Annotated in this window: 13 protein-coding genes and 1 pseudogene; 2 read left to right on the top strand and 12 right to left on the bottom strand. The window is 39.4% G+C overall.

Annotated features, from left to right (window positions below; translation table 11 throughout):
* Positions 1 to 97: 97 nt before the first annotated feature.
* Positions 98 to 850 (top strand): annotated as a pseudogene (locus tag F4V44_RS04320) (5'-methylthioadenosine/S-adenosylhomocysteine nucleosidase); the annotation flags it as partial.
* 95 nt (positions 851 to 945) lie between these two features.
* On the opposite strand, the gene F4V44_RS04315 reads toward F4V44_RS04320, so the two are convergent.
* The 5 genes from F4V44_RS04315 to F4V44_RS04295 all read right to left on the bottom strand — a co-directional run bounded on the left by F4V44_RS04315 (position 946) and on the right by F4V44_RS04295 (position 7,177).
* Positions 946 to 1,650 carry a vanadium-dependent haloperoxidase gene (locus tag F4V44_RS04315; RefSeq protein ID WP_191090560.1) on the bottom strand — a complete coding sequence of 235 codons (705 nt, stop codon included), beginning with the start codon at positions 1,648 to 1,650 and terminating at the stop codon, positions 946 to 948.
* 179 nt (positions 1,651 to 1,829) lie between these two features.
* The gene (locus F4V44_RS04310; protein ID WP_191090559.1) at positions 1,830 to 3,434 is read right to left on the bottom strand and encodes a BCCT family transporter; all 1,605 of its coding nucleotides are present in this window, start codon (positions 3,432 to 3,434) and stop codon (positions 1,830 to 1,832) included.
* A gap of 85 nt (positions 3,435 to 3,519) precedes the next feature.
* Positions 3,520 to 4,614: a tartrate dehydrogenase gene (locus tag F4V44_RS04305; protein ID WP_150438752.1), complete on the bottom strand. Its 1,095-nt coding sequence runs from the start codon at positions 4,612 to 4,614 to the stop codon at positions 3,520 to 3,522.
* Positions 4,615 to 4,643: 29 nt separating this feature from the next.
* Entirely contained in the window at positions 4,644 to 6,098 is a 1,455-nt protein-coding gene (locus F4V44_RS04300; protein ID WP_150438751.1) for an aldehyde dehydrogenase family protein, read from the bottom strand.
* A complete protein-coding gene (locus tag F4V44_RS04295; RefSeq protein WP_150438750.1) occupies positions 6,095 to 7,177 on the bottom strand; it encodes an aromatic ring-hydroxylating oxygenase subunit alpha in 1,083 nt (360 codons plus the stop codon). The genes F4V44_RS04300 and F4V44_RS04295 overlap by 4 nt, the downstream gene beginning before the upstream one ends.
* A 512-nt stretch (positions 7,178 to 7,689) precedes the next feature.
* Here F4V44_RS04295 and F4V44_RS04290 point away from each other — a divergent pair.
* Positions 7,690 to 9,048 carry a sigma-54 interaction domain-containing protein gene (locus F4V44_RS04290; protein WP_223881791.1) on the top strand — a complete coding sequence of 453 codons (1,359 nt, stop codon included), beginning with the start codon at positions 7,690 to 7,692 and terminating at the stop codon, positions 9,046 to 9,048.
* Positions 9,049 to 9,144: 96 nt separating this feature from the next.
* Here the strand turns inward: F4V44_RS04290 and F4V44_RS04285 are convergent, their stop codons facing one another.
* The 7 genes from F4V44_RS04285 to F4V44_RS04255 form a co-directional block, all read right to left on the bottom strand.
* On the bottom strand, positions 9,145 to 9,540 hold the full coding sequence (locus F4V44_RS04285) for a carboxymuconolactone decarboxylase family protein (RefSeq protein WP_150438749.1): 396 nt from the start codon (positions 9,538 to 9,540) through the stop codon (positions 9,145 to 9,147).
* A 16-nt stretch (positions 9,541 to 9,556) separates the two neighbouring features.
* Positions 9,557 to 11,251, bottom strand: a complete 1,695-nt coding sequence (locus F4V44_RS04280) for a thiamine pyrophosphate-binding protein (RefSeq protein WP_150438748.1) — start codon at positions 11,249 to 11,251, stop codon at positions 9,557 to 9,559.
* Between the two features lie 40 nt (positions 11,252 to 11,291).
* Positions 11,292 to 13,532, bottom strand: a complete 2,241-nt coding sequence (locus tag F4V44_RS04275; RefSeq protein ID WP_150438747.1) for an EAL domain-containing protein — start codon at positions 13,530 to 13,532, stop codon at positions 11,292 to 11,294.
* Positions 13,533 to 13,767: 235 nt separating this feature from the next.
* Positions 13,768 to 14,187, bottom strand: a complete 420-nt coding sequence (locus F4V44_RS04270) for an acyl-CoA thioesterase (RefSeq protein ID WP_191090558.1) — start codon at positions 14,185 to 14,187, stop codon at positions 13,768 to 13,770.
* Positions 14,188 to 14,251: 64 nt separating this feature from the next.
* Entirely contained in the window at positions 14,252 to 15,829 is a 1,578-nt protein-coding gene (locus tag F4V44_RS04265) for a class I adenylate-forming enzyme family protein (protein ID WP_191090557.1), read from the bottom strand.
* A 327-nt stretch (positions 15,830 to 16,156) separates the two neighbouring features.
* Positions 16,157 to 18,238: a (Fe-S)-binding protein gene (locus tag F4V44_RS04260; RefSeq protein WP_150438746.1), complete on the bottom strand. Its 2,082-nt coding sequence runs from the start codon at positions 18,236 to 18,238 to the stop codon at positions 16,157 to 16,159.
* A 72-nt stretch (positions 18,239 to 18,310) separates the two neighbouring features.
* Positions 18,311 to 19,282: an electron transfer flavoprotein subunit alpha/FixB family protein gene (locus F4V44_RS04255; protein ID WP_150438745.1), complete on the bottom strand. Its 972-nt coding sequence runs from the start codon at positions 19,280 to 19,282 to the stop codon at positions 18,311 to 18,313.
* Between the last annotated feature and the right edge of the window lie 56 nt (positions 19,283 to 19,338).

Raw genomic sequence — 19,338 nt, 5'->3', positions numbered from 1 at the left:
GACTGTTCTTTTATTATTTGGAGCAGTTGGTGTGACTTCAACTGCAAAAGCTCAATATCAACACAAATCGGAAGCCGTTTCAGAAAATACTCTACGACCGATTATTATTCAGGCACCTATGCCCATTGAGGGTGAAAGCTTAGCCAAAAGACTGAAAAACGTAAAGGAAGAAAAATCCGGGAGCTTTATTTTTTGGATTGGAACCTTGGATGAATATCCAGTCATTGTCACAAAAACGGGAAAAGGCATGGAAAACACAGCTGCCGCTACCGCTGTTGCCATTGAACGATATAACCCTATCGCCATTATCAATCAAGGAACATCAGGCGGACATGATGCAAATCTAAACGTGTTTGACATTGTATTAGGAAAAAGAACGACAAATATTGGTTCAATGAAAACACCCGACCTAACTGAAGGTCAAGGAAGTGCTCCGTTTAAATGGATTCCCATGGACCTATTGGCCTCTGAAGGAAGTGCGGGCGAAGATCCTAGTGCTGAAAAAATTCGTTACTTCGAGGGTGATCAGAAACTACTTGCAGCCGCAAATGCTGTGAAAAATAAATACACGAAGGGAAAAGTGGTCGAAGGAACCATCGGATCAGCTGATATCTGGAATAATGAAGTAGACCGCATCAAGTGGTTTCATGAAAAATACGGAACATCTGTTGAAGAAATGGAAGGCGCCTCAGCTGCTCAAATTGCCGGCGCTTACCATGTACCATTCTTAGGCATCCGAATTCTTTCTAATAATAAAGTGAACCAAGGAAAGTACAATCCAAATACAGCCGCAGCCAATCAAGAGTACGTATTTGAAGTAGTAAAGCAGTATATATCCATGATTAAATAAGCACAACTCCTGTTAATAAGGTGTCAAGTATCCACCATTCTATATCCAGTGTAAAAACTAGATATAGAATGGTAGTGCTGACACCTTCTATTATTTCACCTGTTTTGTGCCCTCATTAGTTGAACGACGATTCCACCAATCTGCCTGCCCAGCCTAAGACCTTCATCGTTGTCAATTTTGAAATGGACTCCTGCATATAACCTTGAAAGAGCACATTCTTCTACCATTCTTTTGATGATAGCTGCTTCTCTCGGAAAGAAATAACTCATTATGACTTCTGCACAGCCTGCAACCGTTGCATGTGCTGACGGATAGGATGGAAACCGGGGCGTGAACACGACAGTGGATAGATCCTGATTATATTGATTAGGACGCGCGACATCCCAAAGATATTTGAAGTACCAAGACATGACAAAAGCATCATTAATAGCTGCATGAAAAAACGCTAATATCCTGGCAGTCATCGGGGAACCTATTCTATATTTATCAGCCAGATGGAAAATGAGCCTAGTCATTTTTTCCGTCGCTTCCCCTGTTCCCCAATATTGGGCAATACGTTCTTGTTCGGGAGTTAAGGATGCTTGAATTTGTTGTACGAGAGTCAATTCCGCTTCCCAATTCATTTGATCTGGATGTCTAATGTTCCAGACAATACGCTGCCGAAAAGGATCAAAGAATTCATTATTTTGTGGTCGATAAATAAAAAACATCGGCCCATTTGCTGGTGCTGGATTGCCAATAGGCGGTGCTGCATCTCCGGGGTAAGAAAATTTTGACCATTTTCTATACCTTGTCGGCACATAGATCAACCCCTAACGAATAGTCTTTTATTTTTTATGACTAAATACGATGGAATATGTCATCCCTAATGAGCCCTGTTACTAGATAAAAAAGGGAATAAAAAAACAAAACAGGCAGAATTTAAAAGTTGCTACCTGTTTTGCTTTTTTTGGTTATTAGAATCAGGAGTAATCTTGCTTCAGATTACCTCTTCATTTTTACTTGTGATATTTACTTCGATATTTGTTAGGCTCTTGTCTTCTTTTATTACTTTTATTTCTTTGTTTGATTCTGTACCGAAGTGCAGTATTTCATCTTCTTTGATCCATTTGACAAAAGAAGCAATCATGAGAATCATAATAAAAACTAATGGCAGCGCCGTGATGATTGTTAGCGTTTGCAAGGCATTTAATGCCTCTCCATACATTAATACAATCGAAATCCCTGTTAAAAGAATACCCCAGAATACACGGTACCAGCGAACAGGTTCTTCACCTTTGCGTAAATTTTTAGAAGCAACGTCTGCCAATGTATAAGCACCTGAGTTAACGGTTGTAGCAAGGAAAATCGCAGCTATGAGTACATATAACACAGTCACTATGCTACCAAGCGGAAGAGCTTGCAAAGTGGCAATGATGGCTGCCGGAGCACCTTCAGCATTCAATGTTTCAACAATAGGAGCTGCACCTGTAATTTCAAAAAACATACTTGTATTTCCAAACACCGCAAAACTCACCCAACAGCCGATGGTACCACCGACTAATTGCCCAAGAATCAGCTCTTTAATACTTCTTCCTTTGGAAATACGTGCTGCAAACATTCCTGTAAACGGTGCATAGGAGAACCACCAGCCCCAATAGAAAATCGTCCATGCTTCACTGAAACCAGACTTCCCAACGGGATCTGTGTAAAGGCTCATTCTAAAGAAGTTTTGGAGCAAGATTCCAACACTGTCTGTGAACGTTGAAAGAATAAACGCAGTCGGTCCAAAAATAATTACAAAAACAGCTAATGCTAAATACAAGTATAAATTCCAATCACTTAACAGCTTCAAACCTTTTTTCAGTCCAAAGAATAAACAGATACAGAAAAAGACGGTTAATCCTAATACGATACTCAAATTCAGCCCTGTTGTCTTCTCGATACCAAACCACTGATGAATCCCTTCAGCAATTAACGGTGTACCTAATGCTAAAGACGTTCCAATCCCGCCCATTAAACCAAACATAAAACAAACATCAATCACTTTTCCTAACCAGCCATCGGCACGGTCACCGATAATGCCGCGACAGGCTGTACTCAAACGAACCGAGTTATAGTTTCTTACATATAAAGCGTAGGCAATCGGAATCGACGGTACACAATAAATAGCCCATGCCGAAAATCCCCAGTGAAACATCCCATAGGTAGAGGCAAAGCCTGCTGCTTCCACACTTCCAGACTCTAAGCCAAACGGCGGTGAATCATAATAAAATGCCCATTCAATAATGCCCCAGTACATAATCCCAGAACCAATACCGGCAGTAAAAATTAATGCAAGCCAGCTGAAAGTTGAAAATTCAGGCTTCTCATTCCCAAATCTAATTTTTCCATATTTACTAAATGCCAACCAAAAGAGGAAGCCAAATATCCCTAAACATACCCATAAATAAAATGAGCCGAAATTACCTGTGATAAAATTTAATACTCCATTTAAAAAGGCTGTCCCTTTTTCGGGATTAATTAAAATCGGTACTGTGATTACAAGAATCAACACTAAGGCCATGCTTAGTATCTGCTTATCAATCTTACTCTCCCTTTTCATGTCATCCCTCAATTCCATATTTTTGTAATTTTCAGAAATATTATCAGACAATCACACGAGATTCCTCATGTGATTGTCTGTTCCTTTATCTTTTTTTAACTGTCTGCTGAGCCAGCATTTCTTCCAAATAATTCACCACCTGACTTCCTACCTGCTCGGTTGTAGCTGTCCCACCCATATCTGTTGTGAGTACATTCCCATCTATTAATACCTTTTCAATTGCCTGTAAGATATTTTTTCCGTAGTTTTCATAACCGAAAAAGTCCATCATTTGGCTTGCAGACCAAATGGCTGCAAGTGGATTGGCAATATTTTGTCCGGCAATATCCGGTGCAGAACCATGAATCGGTTCGAACATTGATGGGTACTCTCGCTCGGGGTTGATATTCGCTCCGGCAGCTAAACCAATGCCGCCTGCAATCGCTGCACCCAGATCAGTTAAAATATCACCGAATAGGTTGGAGGTTACGACCACTTCAAAACGTTTTGGATCCTTAATCATTAGCATAGCCGCTGCATCGACAAGGTAAGATGCTGTCTTTACATCCGGGTACTCCCTGCTGACTTCTTCAAACACTTGATCCCAGAAGACCATCGAATAATTTAACGCATTGCCTTTACTGATGCTTGTCAGTGTTCTTCCTTCTTTTCTGGCCGTTTCAAAGGCATAGCGGATAATTCGCTCCGTTCCTTTGCGGGAAAATACTCCATTTTGAAGAACAACTTCATTTTCTTTTCCTTTAAACAGCCAGTCTCCTGCTCCCGCGTATTCCCCTTCACTATTTTCACGGATAAACAACATATTGACATCTTCACGATTGGTATCCTTTAATGGACATGGCGCTGCTTCCAATAAGGTGATTGGTCTAATATTAACATATTGATCAAATCCCTTGCGGATCCTTAACAGTAAATCCCATAATGAGATATGATCAGGCACACCCGGATAACCGACAGCTCCCAAATAGATTGCATCGTAATCTTTTAGCTTTTCCATTCCGTCTTCATCCATCATCACGCCGTGCTTTGTATAATATTCACAGCCCCATGGAAATTCCGTGAATTCAAACTGAAAGGTTCCATCCGCTTCAGCAATTTTATTTAAAATTTTGATTCCTTCCCGAATAACTTCCGGTCCAATTCCATCACCTGGAATGGAAGCAATTTTAAACTTTTTCATCGCTTGTCTCCTTTTTCCTGTTGATAAGCTTACACATTTTGATTCCAAACAACCAACTTCAATTCTGTCATTTCTTCAATCGCATATTTAATGCCTTCTCTTCCTGTGCCGCTTTCTTTGACACCGCCATATGGCATATGGTCGACACGGAATGTCGGAATGTCATTAATTAAGACAGCACCTACCTCTAGCTTGTTTGCTGCATGTAATGCCTGATGGACATTGTCTGTGTAAATTCCTGCCTGCAGACCGTAACGTGAATCATTTACATACTGGATGGCTTCATCAACTGAGCTCACCTTGTTGACAATCACAATCGGTGCAAACACTTCCTGACAGGATACCTTTAACGTCGGATGAACATTAGTCAAAATCGTCGGCTGTAAAATTCCATCTTCTATCTGTCCGCCTGTTAAAACGACAGCCCCCTGCTCTTTCGCTTCGCCAATCCAGCTAAATGCCCGTTCTGTTTCAGTTTTCGAAATCAAAGCAGAGATATCGGTTTCCTGATTTAGTGGGTCTCCAATTTTCAACTGTTTAGTTGCTACTACTAATTTCCCCACTAATTCATCATAAATATCTTCATGTGCATAAATTCGCTGCAAAGAAATGCAGACTTGTCCTTGGTTTGAAAACGCACCCATTACACATCTATCTATTATTCTATCAATCTCGACGTTTTTATCAACAATGACGGCCGCATTAGAGCCTAATTCTAGTGTTGTTTTCTTTAATCCGGCTTTATTACGGATTCCAATCCCTACTGCCGGGCTTCCCGTAAAGGTAATCATTTGCACACGGTCATCATGAATCAGCGTTTCACCAACTACACTGCCGGCACCTGTGACAACATTCAGAACACCATCAGGCAGCCCTGCTTCATGGAATAGTTCTGCAATAAATAAAGCAGACAGCGGAGTTTGAGATGCCGGTTTTAATACAATTGAGTTCCCTGATGCAATCGCAGGTCCGACTTTGTGAGCAACTAAATTTAACGGAAAGTTAAATGGTGTAATTGCTCCTATTACGCCAATCGGTTTACGGACCGTATAACCGATTCTTCCGACACCGCCTGGAGAAGCATCAAACGGGATGGTTTCTCCATGAATCCGTTTCGCTTCTTCAGCCGCAAACTTATAGGTTTCAATTGTACGGGATACCTCTGCCTTCGCAAACGTAAGCGGCTTAGCACACTCTAAAGCAAGGATTCTCGCAGCCTCTTCAGCCCTTTCTGTTAGCAAATCTACTACTTTTTCTAAAATAGCTGACCGTTCGTAAGCAGGCATGTGAGCAATTTTTTGAAAGGCCTTATCCGCCGCCGAAATGGCTTCTTTTACTAATTTCTCATCCGCCATAGCAATTTCAGCTATTTTTTCTCCAGAGTATGGTGAGTAAAGGGCTGAATACACATCAGCCTCTACCTTTTTACCATCGATTAATAGATATTTCTTTAATTGTAAAGATTCTTGAACGTTGTTTGTCATTTTCCTAATGCCTCCAGTACCATATCATGGAATTGAACAATCCCTTTTTCAGATTGGGAATAGACCCCTTTATTAAAAGCTCGGGAACGGAATCCAACCTGTTCCAGTTCAACCAGCTCCACGTCTTCCTGACGAACCTGCTCGGCAAATGCCACTAAATCCTTCTCTTCCTGTGTTAAATTTTCATCTCTAAAATAGTAAGTATAGACACCTAATGTCGTCTCATGGTCAATGGGAATCATTTGAATGGTCGCAATATTTCCTGGCCCAGGATAAATCGTCATCATTAGATTCGGCCATAACCAGAAAAATTCTCCGCCTTGCATTTCTGCTTCATTTAAATCAACCGTACCCATTTGTTTATCAGGCTTTACAACCGTTCCTTGAACAGAGTAATTGTCACATGTGATAATTTGATAGTTTTTCATATCCAATGTAGAAACAAATGATGGGTGCGCTACATAGCAGTGATCACATTCTAAATAGTTATCAATAAATGCCTTCCAGTTTGCTTTAATCACCCGCGTTTTGGAATTGATTCGTTTCAACTCACCCAAGAATGGGTATTTATCCAATCTGCTAAAGAAATCTCCATAGGATTCACTAAGCGGCTTGGCGTCATCATCCAGGTTCACAAAGATAAAAGATTGCATGATTTCCATTCTTACGCCTCGTAAGCAGCGGTCACTGATACAGGCTGCATCTTCACCGCTGAAGTTAGGCGCCTTATTAAGCTGGCCATCTAAGTGGAAGGTCCAACCGTGGTATCCGCATTGAAGAATTTTCTTTTGACCGGATTCCTTTTTCTCCAGCTTTGTAGCACGGTGCGGACATACATTATAGAAAGCACGGATTTCCCCGTCCATCCCGCGAGTAACAATAATTGGTTCACCTGCTACTTCCGTTGTAAAAAAGGCTCCATTTTTTTCTAATTGACTAACATGACCAACTAACTGCCATGATTTTGAAAAAATGAATTCCTGCTCTAATTCAAATACCTTTGGATCTGTGTATAAATCATATGTCAATGTTCTTTCAAATGTTTTACTCGCTTTATTTTGGACTGGATTGTAACTCATGTTTTATTCCTCCTCATGATTAAATCATTTATTTTTTGGATTTGTTTATTAACATGTTTGATTTTGACTCATCTCAAGCTGTACGGTTATAAAGTGGCAGCAACCTTTCAGTATAACTGAAGAGCATGAGAAATGAACATTTCTCACGGATAAGTCAAAAATCAGGCTTATCAACATGATTCGCTAACAAAGCTATTTTTTAAAACCAGTACTAGATCAAAACGATTTTATTTAATGAGTTTGTCTGCTACATTATTCTTATTACCACCATCTTTATGTTGTAAATTACTTTCTTGTCTTTTATATAAGCAAGTAGCGTGCCAGCTTTAAAAAACCTCAAAAAATATCCGAAATCCTTATAAAATGGGGGTATACTACTTTAAATTTTCATATTATTATAAATTGACTGTATTTTTATGAGTTGAATTCAACTCATCATGAGTCAAGAACAACTCAAATATGTAACCTTTTATGTTCATTTTATTAGAAAATACAAAACAGGAGGCACCCGCATGAGTCAGTACGCAAATATACCAATGGACATCGAAATTAATGGACATGTGCTGAAAGATATCTTAGATTACTCCTCTGATGAAATATTTGTCCTTGATGGAGAAAAACGGATTGTTTACGTGAACCGAGTTTGCGAGAAGCACTACGGATTAAAGCCACAGGAGGTAATTGGGAAGTATAATACAGATTTATTGGATAGAGGACTGTGGAAGCCTTCCATTGTTCCATTGGTTTTTAAAGAGAAAAAACCTGTAACCATTCGGCAAAAAACCTATATAGGCGCTGAGCTCTTAACAACGGCTGTTCCTATTCTGAATGATAACAATGAAATTGAGCTAATTGTGACGACCTCACAGGAGCTGCAAACGTTTATGAGTATGAAAAATGATAAAGAAAAACCTCCCGCATCAGAGGAGGAATTCCCAAACATCATTACGAACTCAGCAAAAATGAAAGAGCTTTTAAAGATTTGTGAGAAAATAGCTGGTTTTGATTCAACTATTTTGATTCAAGGTGAGTCTGGTACCGGAAAAAGTGTACTCGCCGGTTATATTCACGAAATTAGTAATCGCAGAGATGAAACGTTTTTAAAAATAAATTGCGCAGCTCTTCCTGAAGAGCTCCTTGAATCCGAATTGTTCGGGTATGTGGAAGGGTCTTTTACAGGAGCAAAAAAGAAAGGAAAAATCGGTCTGATTGAAGCAGCGGATAAAGGCACTCTTTTTCTTGATGAGATTGGTGAAATGCCGCTTTCTTTACAGGCGAAGCTCTTGCAGGTCCTTCAGGACAAGCAGTTTATCCCAATTGGCGGACATCAAACAAAAACAGTCGATATCCGTATTATTGCTGCAACCAACCGTGACCTGGAGGAAATGGTCAAGCAGGGTCAATTCAGGGAGGATTTATTTTACCGCTTGAATATTATCGATTTACACATCCCTTCACTAAGAGAGCGTAAAGAAGACATCATTCCATTAGCTTATAACTTCTTGCATAAAATTAATAAGAAATACAATATGAATAAGTTAATCTCTCAAGAATGCCTTGATTTATTCAATCAATATTCATGGCCAGGAAACATTCGTCAGCTGGAAAATCTGATGGAAAGATTGATTGTCACAAGTGACTCAATCATCCAATTACAAGATTTACCCGAAATCATTATCGAAAAGGTAAACGCCCAAATTCGCACGGAACTTCCTCCCCATCTTGATGACGCACTCGATGAAGTGAAACGTTCCTTTGTAAGAAAATCTTATATGAAACACCGAAGCACAAGAAAAGTCGCCAAGGATTTAAACATCAGCCAAACAAGGGCCGTAAAACTCATCAACGAATATTGCAATGATTTAATATAAAAGATAAGTGGCTCATATAAGTTCAGGGGGATGGTATGATTGCTCACCTAAAGCAATCATACCATCCCCCTGCTGTCATAAAAAACTCAAATAAGTTTACTTATTAAATTCCAACCCATTTTCCTTTAATACTTCCTGTACGACTTTTAGAGCACTCAAGGATCGTGGGAATCCGATATAGGCTGTGCACTGAATAATCACTTCTAAGATTTCATTTGGCGTTAAGCCTAAGTTCAAAGCTGTATAAGTATGGGCATAAAGCTGATCCGTTTGACCCTGTACAATAAGCGCCGTTAAAATCACAATGGCTCTTTCTTTTTTCTCCAAGCCGGGCCGACCAAATATATCGGCATAACCTGCAATAACAAAATGAGCAATATCGGGATGAAGCTGATTCAGCTCATCAATGATTTTGTCCCCGTTTTTCCCCATCATTCCCTTTAATATTTCAACTCCATGTTCATAACGATTATCTTTATGATTTTCAGTCATTTTATCATCCCTCTCTTTAGCCGCGCTTCATTGTTGGTGGAATTTCCAATGGATCTACCATAATTTCTACAACCGTAGGACCATCATGCCCAAGTGCGAAATCGATTGCATGCTGAATTTCTTCAATTGTATGGCAGCGGAATCCATGGGCACCAAGAGCTTGTCCAAATAATGCCCCATTCACTGGCACTTCATATGTTGTCCCCACTTCTTTTCCTAAGTGTGCGGCCATACCTTTATTTACCATATCCAAACCACCATTATTTAACACAACAAAAATCACCGGCAAATGATAATTAACTGCGGTAGAAATTTCCGTACCATGCATTAACAGACAACCATCGCCTGTTAAGCAGACAATCGGAAGATCCGGGCGTGCTGCCTTGGCTCCAACTGCATAACCTATTCCGTGACCCATGGCCCCAAAATAACTATCAAAAATAAAACTGCCTGGTTGATAAATCTCCAAATCACGAATGGCATAAAAGGTATGGCTTCCACAATCACTAAAAATTAAAGTTTCTTTCGGGATTCTTGATTGAACTGTTTTGATTGCCATCCCAGAAGACAGTAATGGATCCTTGTAGTAGTTATCTGGGTTAGATTGGACCTTTTTTATTGGTGATTCTTTAATTACCTTTCGATTACTAGTTAAATCCAGTATTTTTTCAATATTTGCCTTAAGATCCCCTAATACAGGAATGGTCGGCACTGCTATAGATTTTCCAATAAAGGTTATATCAAAATCAAAATGGATAATCTTTTGAGGATACATATCCTTTGTCATGCCGGCAAGGGTCATATCGGATAGACGAGTTCCCATCACAACCATTACATCTACATCCTGTTTCAAATAATGATCAGCCTCAGGCGTTCCTCCAACACCAAATCCGCCTAATGACAATTCATGGGTTGTTGCAAAAGCACCTTTTCCGCTAGGCGTTGTCATAACAGGAATATTCCAACGCTCAGCAAACGTCTGAACTTCTTCATAAGCCTTGGATGAATGGACTCCTTTTCCTAAAAACAACACGGGTTTCTTCGCTTGATCTAGAACCTGAATCACTTCCTCTAAATTAGAAGAGATTACTGGCCTCACACTAAATGGAACCGGAATATCGAACGGCTCTATTTCCTCCATTAGTACATCTGATGGAATATTTAAGTGAACAGGCCCTTTGATCCCGGTAAAAGCCTGCTCAATCGCATGACTGAAATACACAGAAAACAAATCTCCACGTTCAACTGTGCGGCTAAATTTTGTCACGGGTTCAAATAAGCGGACAATATCCGTTCCAAAGCTGGAAGCATCCTGACCAAGTGCTTTTCCGGTTGATTTCACGGTCGGATGGCCCGTGATAAATAACACAGGGGCATGTGAAGCCTTCGCCTGAGCTGCAGATGTAATCATATTGGTCCCGCCTGGTCCAGACGTCCCAATCGCCACACCTAAAGTACCTGAAGCCAGCGCAAAGCCGGCAGCCTCATACCCGGCTCCTCCCTCAAACTTACTTAATACATACTGAAGACCTTGACGATCCATCTCAACAATCAAAGGTGTCACAGCTTTTCCCGGTATCCCAAATACATGTGATACACCAAATTTTTTCAAGTGCATAGACAGCAGCGATGCAACAGTAAAAGTGGTAGGCTGCTCCTGTAATAGCTCTCCTTCTTTAAGGATTGTATTCTTAGTGGGAACTGAAACCATTGTTTTACCTGCCTTATACTGATTTTTTAATTACTTTTGATTAACTATTTTTCAAAAACATCTGTTCAAATTTATAGGCTGAGAGCGGCTTACTAATATAATACCCTTGGAATTCATCACAATTTTTACTCACTAGGAATTCCAATTGTTCTTCTAATTCCACGCCTTCCGCTATTACACCTAATCCTAAATTATGCGCCATTGTAATAATCGTTTCGACAATACTAGCATCTTTTGAGCTATTCGTTATGTCTTGAACAAATGTACGGTCAATTTTTAAGCGATGAATGGAAAAACGTTTCAAATAATTGAGTGAGCTGTATCCTGTTCCAAAATCATCAATGGAAATTTGAATACCCAAGGCATACAGCTCATTTAAAACCTGAATGGAATGATTCACATCCATCATCATGCTTTCTGTAATTTCTAAATCGAGAAATTCCGGTGCAAGCCCTGTTTCTTCCAAAATTTTATTTACTTCATCTGCTAAATTTTCCTGTGAAAACTGCTTACTAGATAAATTGACTGAAACCTTGACCGGCGGATAACCAGCATCCTGCCAGCGTTTATTCTGATAGCAAGCTTCCTTTAGTACCCATTCCCCTAAAGGAATGATGAATCCCGTTTCTTCGCTTAACGGTATAAATTCAGCAGGTGAAACGACACCAAGCTTCGGATGATTCCACCTGACTAACGCCTCTACACCAACTAATTGTCTAGTTTTAGCATCAACTTGCGGTTGATACTCCAATAGTAGCTCATTATTTTCAATTGATTTCCGTAAGGCATTTTCCATGAACAACTTTTTATGGGAATTTGAATACATATCGGGAGTGTAAATTTGAAACTTATTCCCCCCGCCGGCTTTCGCTTGGTACATCGCGCTGTCTGCACAAACCATTAACTCTTCTATATTCTTTCCGTTATCTGGAAAAACAGCAATCCCAAGGCTGGCTGAAATATGTAAATCAAACCCATTAACCACAAATGGCTTGTCGAAGCAGGAAAGAATATCTTTTGCGTGTGATTGAATCGATTCTTCCGATTTCTTCCCCGGTAAGATAAAAATAAATTCATCTCCGCCCATTCGAGCGACTAAATCTTTTTCTGAATAGACGTATTTCTTCAACCGTTTGGAAATCTGCTGGAGCAATCGATCTCCTTCACTATGGCCAAACGTATCATTCACGTATTTAAAACGGTCGAGGTCGATAAACACGATGGCAATTTTTTGATTAGGATTGTTTGCATTCTCGATTTCATGTAAAAACCTTTGTTTAAATAAGCGGCGGTTCGCTATTCCTGTCAACTCATCATGATGGGCCATATGGTTTATTTTTTGCTCTGATTCAAATCTTTCTGTAATGTCACGAAACTGGCCTAACGCACCAATTAATTCACCTTTGTAATCATAGATTGGCAGAGCATCAAATAGACAAACATGCACTCTATTATTTTCAGAATCATAGAAGCTTATTTGAATGTCTTCAAATTTCTTTTCTTCTTTTAAGACCCGGCCAATATAGTGGTTCATATGTTCTATCATATCAATAGATTGGCCAATTACTTCTTCCTTTTGATACTTTAATATTTTCTCAGCAAAGGGATTAAATTCACAAATCATTCCATCCGTATCTGTAGCAACGATAGCATTACGTGTCGTGTCAATTAAAATATGATTAAGAACATCTAATTGGCTGTTTTGTTTCCGAAGCAGCAGCTCACGTTCGATTGAATCTACCATTGTACTAAGCATAGCTAAGAAAAACGGATGATTAAACTCTTTTGATGTCATAATTGATATGGTTCCTAGCAAATTATCCTGTTTCTTATAATAAAAAGGAACAGAATAACATGCTGCATTATAGAAAAAATGATGATAATGTTCATCACCAATTAATTCAATCGGGACTTGATGCTTTAAGGCCAGGTTTACAACATTCGTTCCGGCCCATTCTTCACGAAACAAGATACCGACTTTAAAGCCAGCTTCATTCATTACTTTCCTCATTGCTGAGTCCCCATCGATTTGAAGAACAACCCCATCTTCATTGCTGATTGAAATTAATAACGGAATTCCTTTTCCTTGTATCGATTGAAGGAACTGGTCCATAAAAAAGCCGACAACTGAAAGAATTTCCTCATAATTTTTCAGCATCCTTTCGAGTTCATCACTAGGCATACAATGAAAATTAGGGATTACAGCAGGGTCTAGACCGGACTTCTTGCAGAACTCTTTAGACTCCTGAACCATTGATGTTTTATCAATATTATGAAGCATTCTTTTCTTTCCTCTCTATAATAATTGCCATATACCAAACATTCGTTTGACTAAATATGACAAAATTCTTCATTATTTTATTGTACAACAATTATAAAATGGAGTACATATAGTTCATGTCTATACATATTGGTATTTTTATAGTAATGATTAAATCCTTTCCAAAAAATAAAAACGACGAAGAGGACGATGCTATTGCTTCCTATAAAAGAAATAGCATCGTCCCTTTGTCTTTTTATGCTGTTGTACCCACACGTTCAATGGCCGCTCTTAATTCATTAGGTATGGGGACCGCTTTCAGTTTGGGATTGAGATTGGCCCATGCACGGATTTCGTATCCCTCTGCAACTGTTTGACCCTCTTTCATAAAGGTATGGTTAATAACAAATACTTTGTTTCCTATGTCTTCTATGGCAGTAGCAATCGTCACTTGATCACCAAAAAACAGCGGAGCTTTAAATACACACTTTGCTTCACAGAGAGGGATACCCATCTTACTGTCCTCAAACATTTTAGTTGTCGGATATCCTATTTCACTAAAATAGTGGTGTGAGGCTTCATCCATCCATGCATAAAAACTTGGATAAAAGACGATTCCTGCAGCGTCTGTTTCACCCCAGCGAACTTGAAAATGATATTCTATTTTTCTTCCCATATGAACACTCCTATTATTTTTACTCTAATAAACAATCACTTTTACTGAACATTCTCCAATCATACTAACGCAGAATATTTTCAAATTTTGCTCGCAGCTCTTTTTCAAGTGCCACTTTTGTAATTTTCCCGCTTGCCGTCATGGGCATTTCATCCACAAACACAATGTGGTCGGGTATTTTATAATTAGCGACTTTTCCTCTGATAAATTCCTTCATTGATTCCTCATCTTCAGTGATACCTGGTTTTAATTTAACCGCTGCGCAAGCTATTTCTCCAAGCACGGTGTCAGGTAATCCTACAATCGCGATTTCTAGTACACTTGGATGCTTATAATACAATTCTTCAATTTCTCGCGGATAAATATTATAGCCGCCTCGGATGATTAACTCTTTTTTCCTGCCGACGATTCGGATATAGCCCTTTTCATCCATTGTCACAAAATCGCCAGTATATAACCATCCTTCTTCATCCATCGCCTCTTTTGTCTGATTAGCCATTTGATAGTAGCCTTTCATGATTCCAGGTCCTCTTAAAGCAAGCTCTCCAACCTCTCCAAACGGTATGGACTCCTTGTTAGAACCTACAACCTTTGCTTCTGATCCGGCTAAAATTCGGCCAACCGTTGTTGCTCTTATAAAATCATCATCAGTAAAATCTGTCGCTGTAATCGATGCGGTTGATTCTGTTAGTCCATAAAATACGCTGATATCACAGCCCATGACATGACGTATTTTCCTAACAATTTCCTCCGGACATGGTGCAGCTGCAATAATACCTGTACGTAAGGAGGATAAATCAAACTCCTCAAACCTCGGATGATTTAACTCTAAAATAAACATCGTTGGAACCCCGTGATGAACAGAAATCTTTTCTTTTTCAATCAACTCTAATGCATCAATCGCCTTATAATTTTCCATAAAGACAATTTTAGCTCCGGCAGCAATCGCTGACAGGATACCAGGTGCCATTCCAAATACATGGAAGACAGGGACTGCAATGAGAAACACATCATCAGCTGTACATTGTAATTGTTCATTTGAAATAAGAGCTGAATAAGCAAAATTCTGATGAGTCAGCATGGCCCCCTTTGGTTTACCCGTTGTTCCTGATGTATAAAGAATCGAAAACACATCCAAAACAGGATCAATACTAGGCGGTGTAAATGGAACGTTATTCCCTATTTCCAATAATTCATCAAACGAAAGGAACTCATCGTTTTTATAACGAACCGTAACAATATGTTCTAAAGAATAATCGTTTTGATCATTTTTAAGATAATGTTTAAAAAATTTTGCATGACCAAACTCACCTGTTACAAAGGCTGCTTTTGCATGGGAGTTCTCAAGTATGTACATAAGCTCTTCACTGCGATAACGTGTGTTACACGGAACAAGTACTGCACCTATCTTTGCTAGTGCAAAGTAAATACACACAAACTCATTCCAGTTTGGAAGACAGACCATCACTCTGTCACCTTTTTCAATTCCTTTTTGGGATAATGCAGACGCTAAAGCATTCACTTCATCATATAATTGCTGATAGGTAACACGAGTATATCCATCATAAAGTGCTTCTTTTTCAGGGTTCATCGCATAGGCTTTTTCGAACACTTCAGATACTGAGATTTGAGTATTGATCATCTTTTTTCCCCCTTGTTTCCTTCCCCATTATTTGTGATAACGATTACATTTTTATTTATCGTTTCTTACAATTGTTTTTTGCACTAACTTTGATTCATCCTAATATTTCTAATAGTTCTTCCTCAATTTTAAATTTTCAGTATTCTTAGTATAAATGAAATTCTTACATGCATGTACCGACAAAGTATAGGAAAGATAAAAAATAATTCCTCACATTAGAGGAAAGCATTTTTCATCATCATGTAAGCATTTTTTATAAAATGCTGCCCTTTACCTCTCTTCGCAAAAAAATAGATGCCCAGCCTGAAAGCTGGACACCCATTTGTATTAAATGACCGATTTTTCAAGGATTTCCACTACATCCAATGTTTGAACTTTCTCTTCTACTTCTTTTGCTTTTGTTCCATCCCCAATCATCGTTAAACAGTATGGACAGCCTGTGCTGATAATCGTTGGGTTCATTTCAAGAAGTTGTTCCGTTCGAGCTATATTAACACGTGTCCCTGTATCTTCTTCCATCCACATACGTCCGCCACCGGCACCACAGCACATCGCTGTTTCACGCTTACGTTCAGGTTCAACGAGTTTCACACCTGGAATCGCCTTCAAAATATCACGCGGTGCATCATAGACATTATTGTATCGTCCCAAATAACAGGAGTCATGATACGTAATCACTTCATCAACAGCCTTATTCGGCTTCAGCTTTCCTTCCTCAATCAACTTAGACAGCAATTGTGTATGATGATACACTTCTGCTTCTAAACCAAATTCAGGATACTCATTTTTTAACGTATTAAAAGCATGAGGATCCATCGTAACAATTTTCTTCACATCGTACTTCTTAAATGTTTCAATATTGGCATTTGCCAGCTCTTGGAATAGGAACTCGTTCCCAATTCGACGTGGTGTATCACCTGAGTTCTTTTCTTCATTTCCAAGAATCGCAAATTTGATTCCTGCATGATTCAATAGACGAACAAAGGATTGTGTCAGCTTTTGACTGCGGTTATCGTAAGAACCCATGGAACCAACGAAGAATAGATAGTCAAATTCTTCTCCGGCTTTTTTCAACTCTTTTGCGGTTGGAATCGTTACATCCTCCACAGCATCACGCCAGTTAGCACGTTCCTTCCGATTCATTCCCCACGGATTTCCCTGACGTTCAATGTTTGTAATCGCACGCTGTGCATCACCATCCATTTTTCCTTCTGTTAACACAAGATAACGGCGCAGGTCAATAATTTTATCGACATGCTCATTTGCCACTGGACATTGATCTTCACAGTTTCTGCACGTGGTACAAGCCCAAATTTCTTCCTCTGTAATGACGTCACCAATTAAACTTACATTTTCGAGTGTTGCCGCCACTTCCTCAGCACCGCTGCCCGCTAAAGCAAGCTGGTTCGCTCTAGTATTTTTAAAAGCAAAAGCAGGTGCCCATGGTTGTCTTGATGTAACCGCTGCTCCTTTTTCTGTTAAATGGTTTCTCATTTTCACAATCAAGTCCATCGGAGATAAGGTTTTGCCTGTCCCAGAGGCCGGGCACATATTTGTACATCGTCCACATTCAGCACATGCGTATAAATCAATCAACTGGTTTTGAGTGAACTCCTCGATTTTTCCGACACCAAATGATTCTGCTGTTTCATCTTCAAAATCAATCTTTTTTAACTTCCCAACCGGTCCCGTTTTCTTAAAGAAAATATTGACCATCGCAAATAATTCATGGAACTGCTTTGACTGCGGAACAAACACAAGGAATGTAAAGACAGTCAGCATATGAACCCACCAGAATACATAGAACAGCACCGTTCCAGCACTTGTTCCGATACCTGAGAACAACAGGGCAATCGCTCCAGAGAATGGAGCATAGACTAGATTTGGTTCATGACCTAACATGACTACTTCAAATCCGAGAGTAACTAGGATGGATAAAGTTAGAGTAGATAAAGCGATGTAAACAAAAGCTGCTTTTCCATCGCGTTTCCATTGCAGACGTTTGAGCTTTTCACCATAACGGCGGTAAAAGCCATAGACAATAGCGAGAAGCATAAGGAATGTTGCCCACTCCTGCAGCAGACTGAAATATTTATGCGCTTCACCAAAAGGATATTCATAACCTCTAATAAATCCCTTGATAATTAATTCGATAAGTCCTACTTGAATGATAAAGAAAGTATAAAATAAGATTAAATGCATGACCCCGCTTTTTTTGTCTTTAAATAATTTAGACTGACCAAAGCCATTGGTTAATACGAGATGGAGTCTTTCTTTCAGGTTTGGTTCAAACTCAGCTTCTTTACCAAGCTTGATAAACAAATACCTTGTGTATACTAGATTGGCAAACAAATAGACTGCATACCCCATTACTGCCAAAAATGCTAGTAAATTCAGCAATGATAACATTCTTTCATCTCCTTCCACAAGATGAAGTAATCGGGAGGAACTAATTCCTCCCAATGAACTTACCTTATCTTATTAGTTAACAGCTACGCTCTTAAACTCTTCTACTAATAATGGTACTACTTCAAATAAATCTCCGACAATTCCATAGTCAGCGATGCTGAAAATATTTGCTTCTGGATCCTTGTTGATAGCAACGATTACTTTTGAATTAGACATACCGGCTACGTGCTGAATCGCTCCAGAAATTCCGCAGGCAATATAAAGGTCAGGTGTGACCACTTTTCCTGTCTGGCCAATTTGCAAAGAATAATCGCTGTAACCAGCATCACATGCCCCGCGGGATGACCCAACAGCTCCGCCCAGTGCATCAGCAAGCTCCCGCAATACCTTGAAGCCTTCTGCACTCTTCACGCCTCGGCCGCCTGATACAATAATTTTTGCTTCTGAAAGGTCTACTCCGCTTGTCGCTTTACGTACAACGTCTTTAATAATCGTACGCAAATCTTTAATATCAACGTTCACCGAAGTTACATCAGCTGTTCTTGATTCATCCTTTTCAAGAGCAGAAATGTTATTTGGACGGATGGTTGCAAAAATCAGACCATCTTTAATCACTTTTTTCTCAAACGCTTTCCCGGAATAGATTGGACGTGTAAACACAACCTCGTCTCCATTTACTTCAAGACTTACCACATCAGATACTAAACCTGACTTAAGCTTTGCAGCAATTCTCGGGGAAATATCTTTTCCAATCGATGTATGTCCAAGAATGAATCCTTCAGGTTTTTCCGCTTCAATCACCTGCATAACCGCCTGTGTATATCCATCCGGTGTATAAGCATTCAGAAGGCTGTTCTCAGCTACTACTACACGGTCTGCGCCGTATTGAATCAGTTGATTAGCAAGACTGCCAGCATCACCTAATAATAACCCGACTACTTCTCCTCCCTCCGCAACTTTCTTTGCAGCTGTAATCGCTTCAAAAGAAACATTCCGCAACTCACCTTGACGAACTTCACCTAACACAAGTATCTTTTTAGACATGTTGTTTCCTCCAATTTTAAATTATTTGAAATATTCCGTCCAATATTTTACCTATA

Origin of the sequence: Niallia endozanthoxylica, from assembly GCF_008710145.1 — a bacterium.
In the GTDB taxonomy this organism is placed as follows: domain Bacteria; phylum Bacillota; class Bacilli; order Bacillales; family Cytobacillaceae; genus Bacillus_BD; species Bacillus_BD endozanthoxylica.
The sequence above is the reverse complement of the archived record's forward strand: the minus strand, read 5'-3'. Positions and strand labels throughout refer to the sequence as shown.

Excerpts from the sequence above, each read along its gene's own strand:
- F4V44_RS04310 (WP_191090559.1), bottom strand. The coding sequence starts at position 3,434 with ATGAAAAGGGAGAGTAAGATTGATAAGCAGATACTAAGCATGGCCTTA.
- F4V44_RS04305 (WP_150438752.1), bottom strand. The coding sequence starts at position 4,614 with ATGAAAAAGTTTAAAATTGCTTCCATTCCAGGTGATGGAATTGGACCG.
- F4V44_RS04300 (WP_150438751.1), bottom strand. The coding sequence starts at position 6,098 with ATGACAAACAACGTTCAAGAATCTTTACAATTAAAGAAATATCTATTA.
- F4V44_RS04295 (WP_150438750.1), bottom strand. The coding sequence starts at position 7,177 with ATGAGTTACAATCCAGTCCAAAATAAAGCGAGTAAAACATTTGAAAGA.
- F4V44_RS04290 (WP_223881791.1), top strand. The coding sequence starts at position 7,690 with ATGAGTCAGTACGCAAATATACCAATGGACATCGAAATTAATGGACAT.
- F4V44_RS04285 (WP_150438749.1), bottom strand. The coding sequence starts at position 9,540 with ATGACTGAAAATCATAAAGATAATCGTTATGAACATGGAGTTGAAATA.
- F4V44_RS04280 (WP_150438748.1), bottom strand. The coding sequence starts at position 11,251 with ATGGTTTCAGTTCCCACTAAGAATACAATCCTTAAAGAAGGAGAGCTA.
- F4V44_RS04275 (WP_150438747.1), bottom strand. The coding sequence starts at position 13,532 with ATGCTTCATAATATTGATAAAACATCAATGGTTCAGGAGTCTAAAGAG.
- F4V44_RS04270 (WP_191090558.1), bottom strand. The coding sequence starts at position 14,187 with ATGGGAAGAAAAATAGAATATCATTTTCAAGTTCGCTGGGGTGAAACA.
- F4V44_RS04265 (WP_191090557.1), bottom strand. The coding sequence starts at position 15,829 with ATGATCAATACTCAAATCTCAGTATCTGAAGTGTTCGAAAAAGCCTAT.
- F4V44_RS04260 (WP_150438746.1), bottom strand. The coding sequence starts at position 18,238 with ATGTTATCATTGCTGAATTTACTAGCATTTTTGGCAGTAATGGGGTAT.
- F4V44_RS04255 (WP_150438745.1), bottom strand. The coding sequence starts at position 19,282 with ATGTCTAAAAAGATACTTGTGTTAGGTGAAGTTCGTCAAGGTGAGTTG.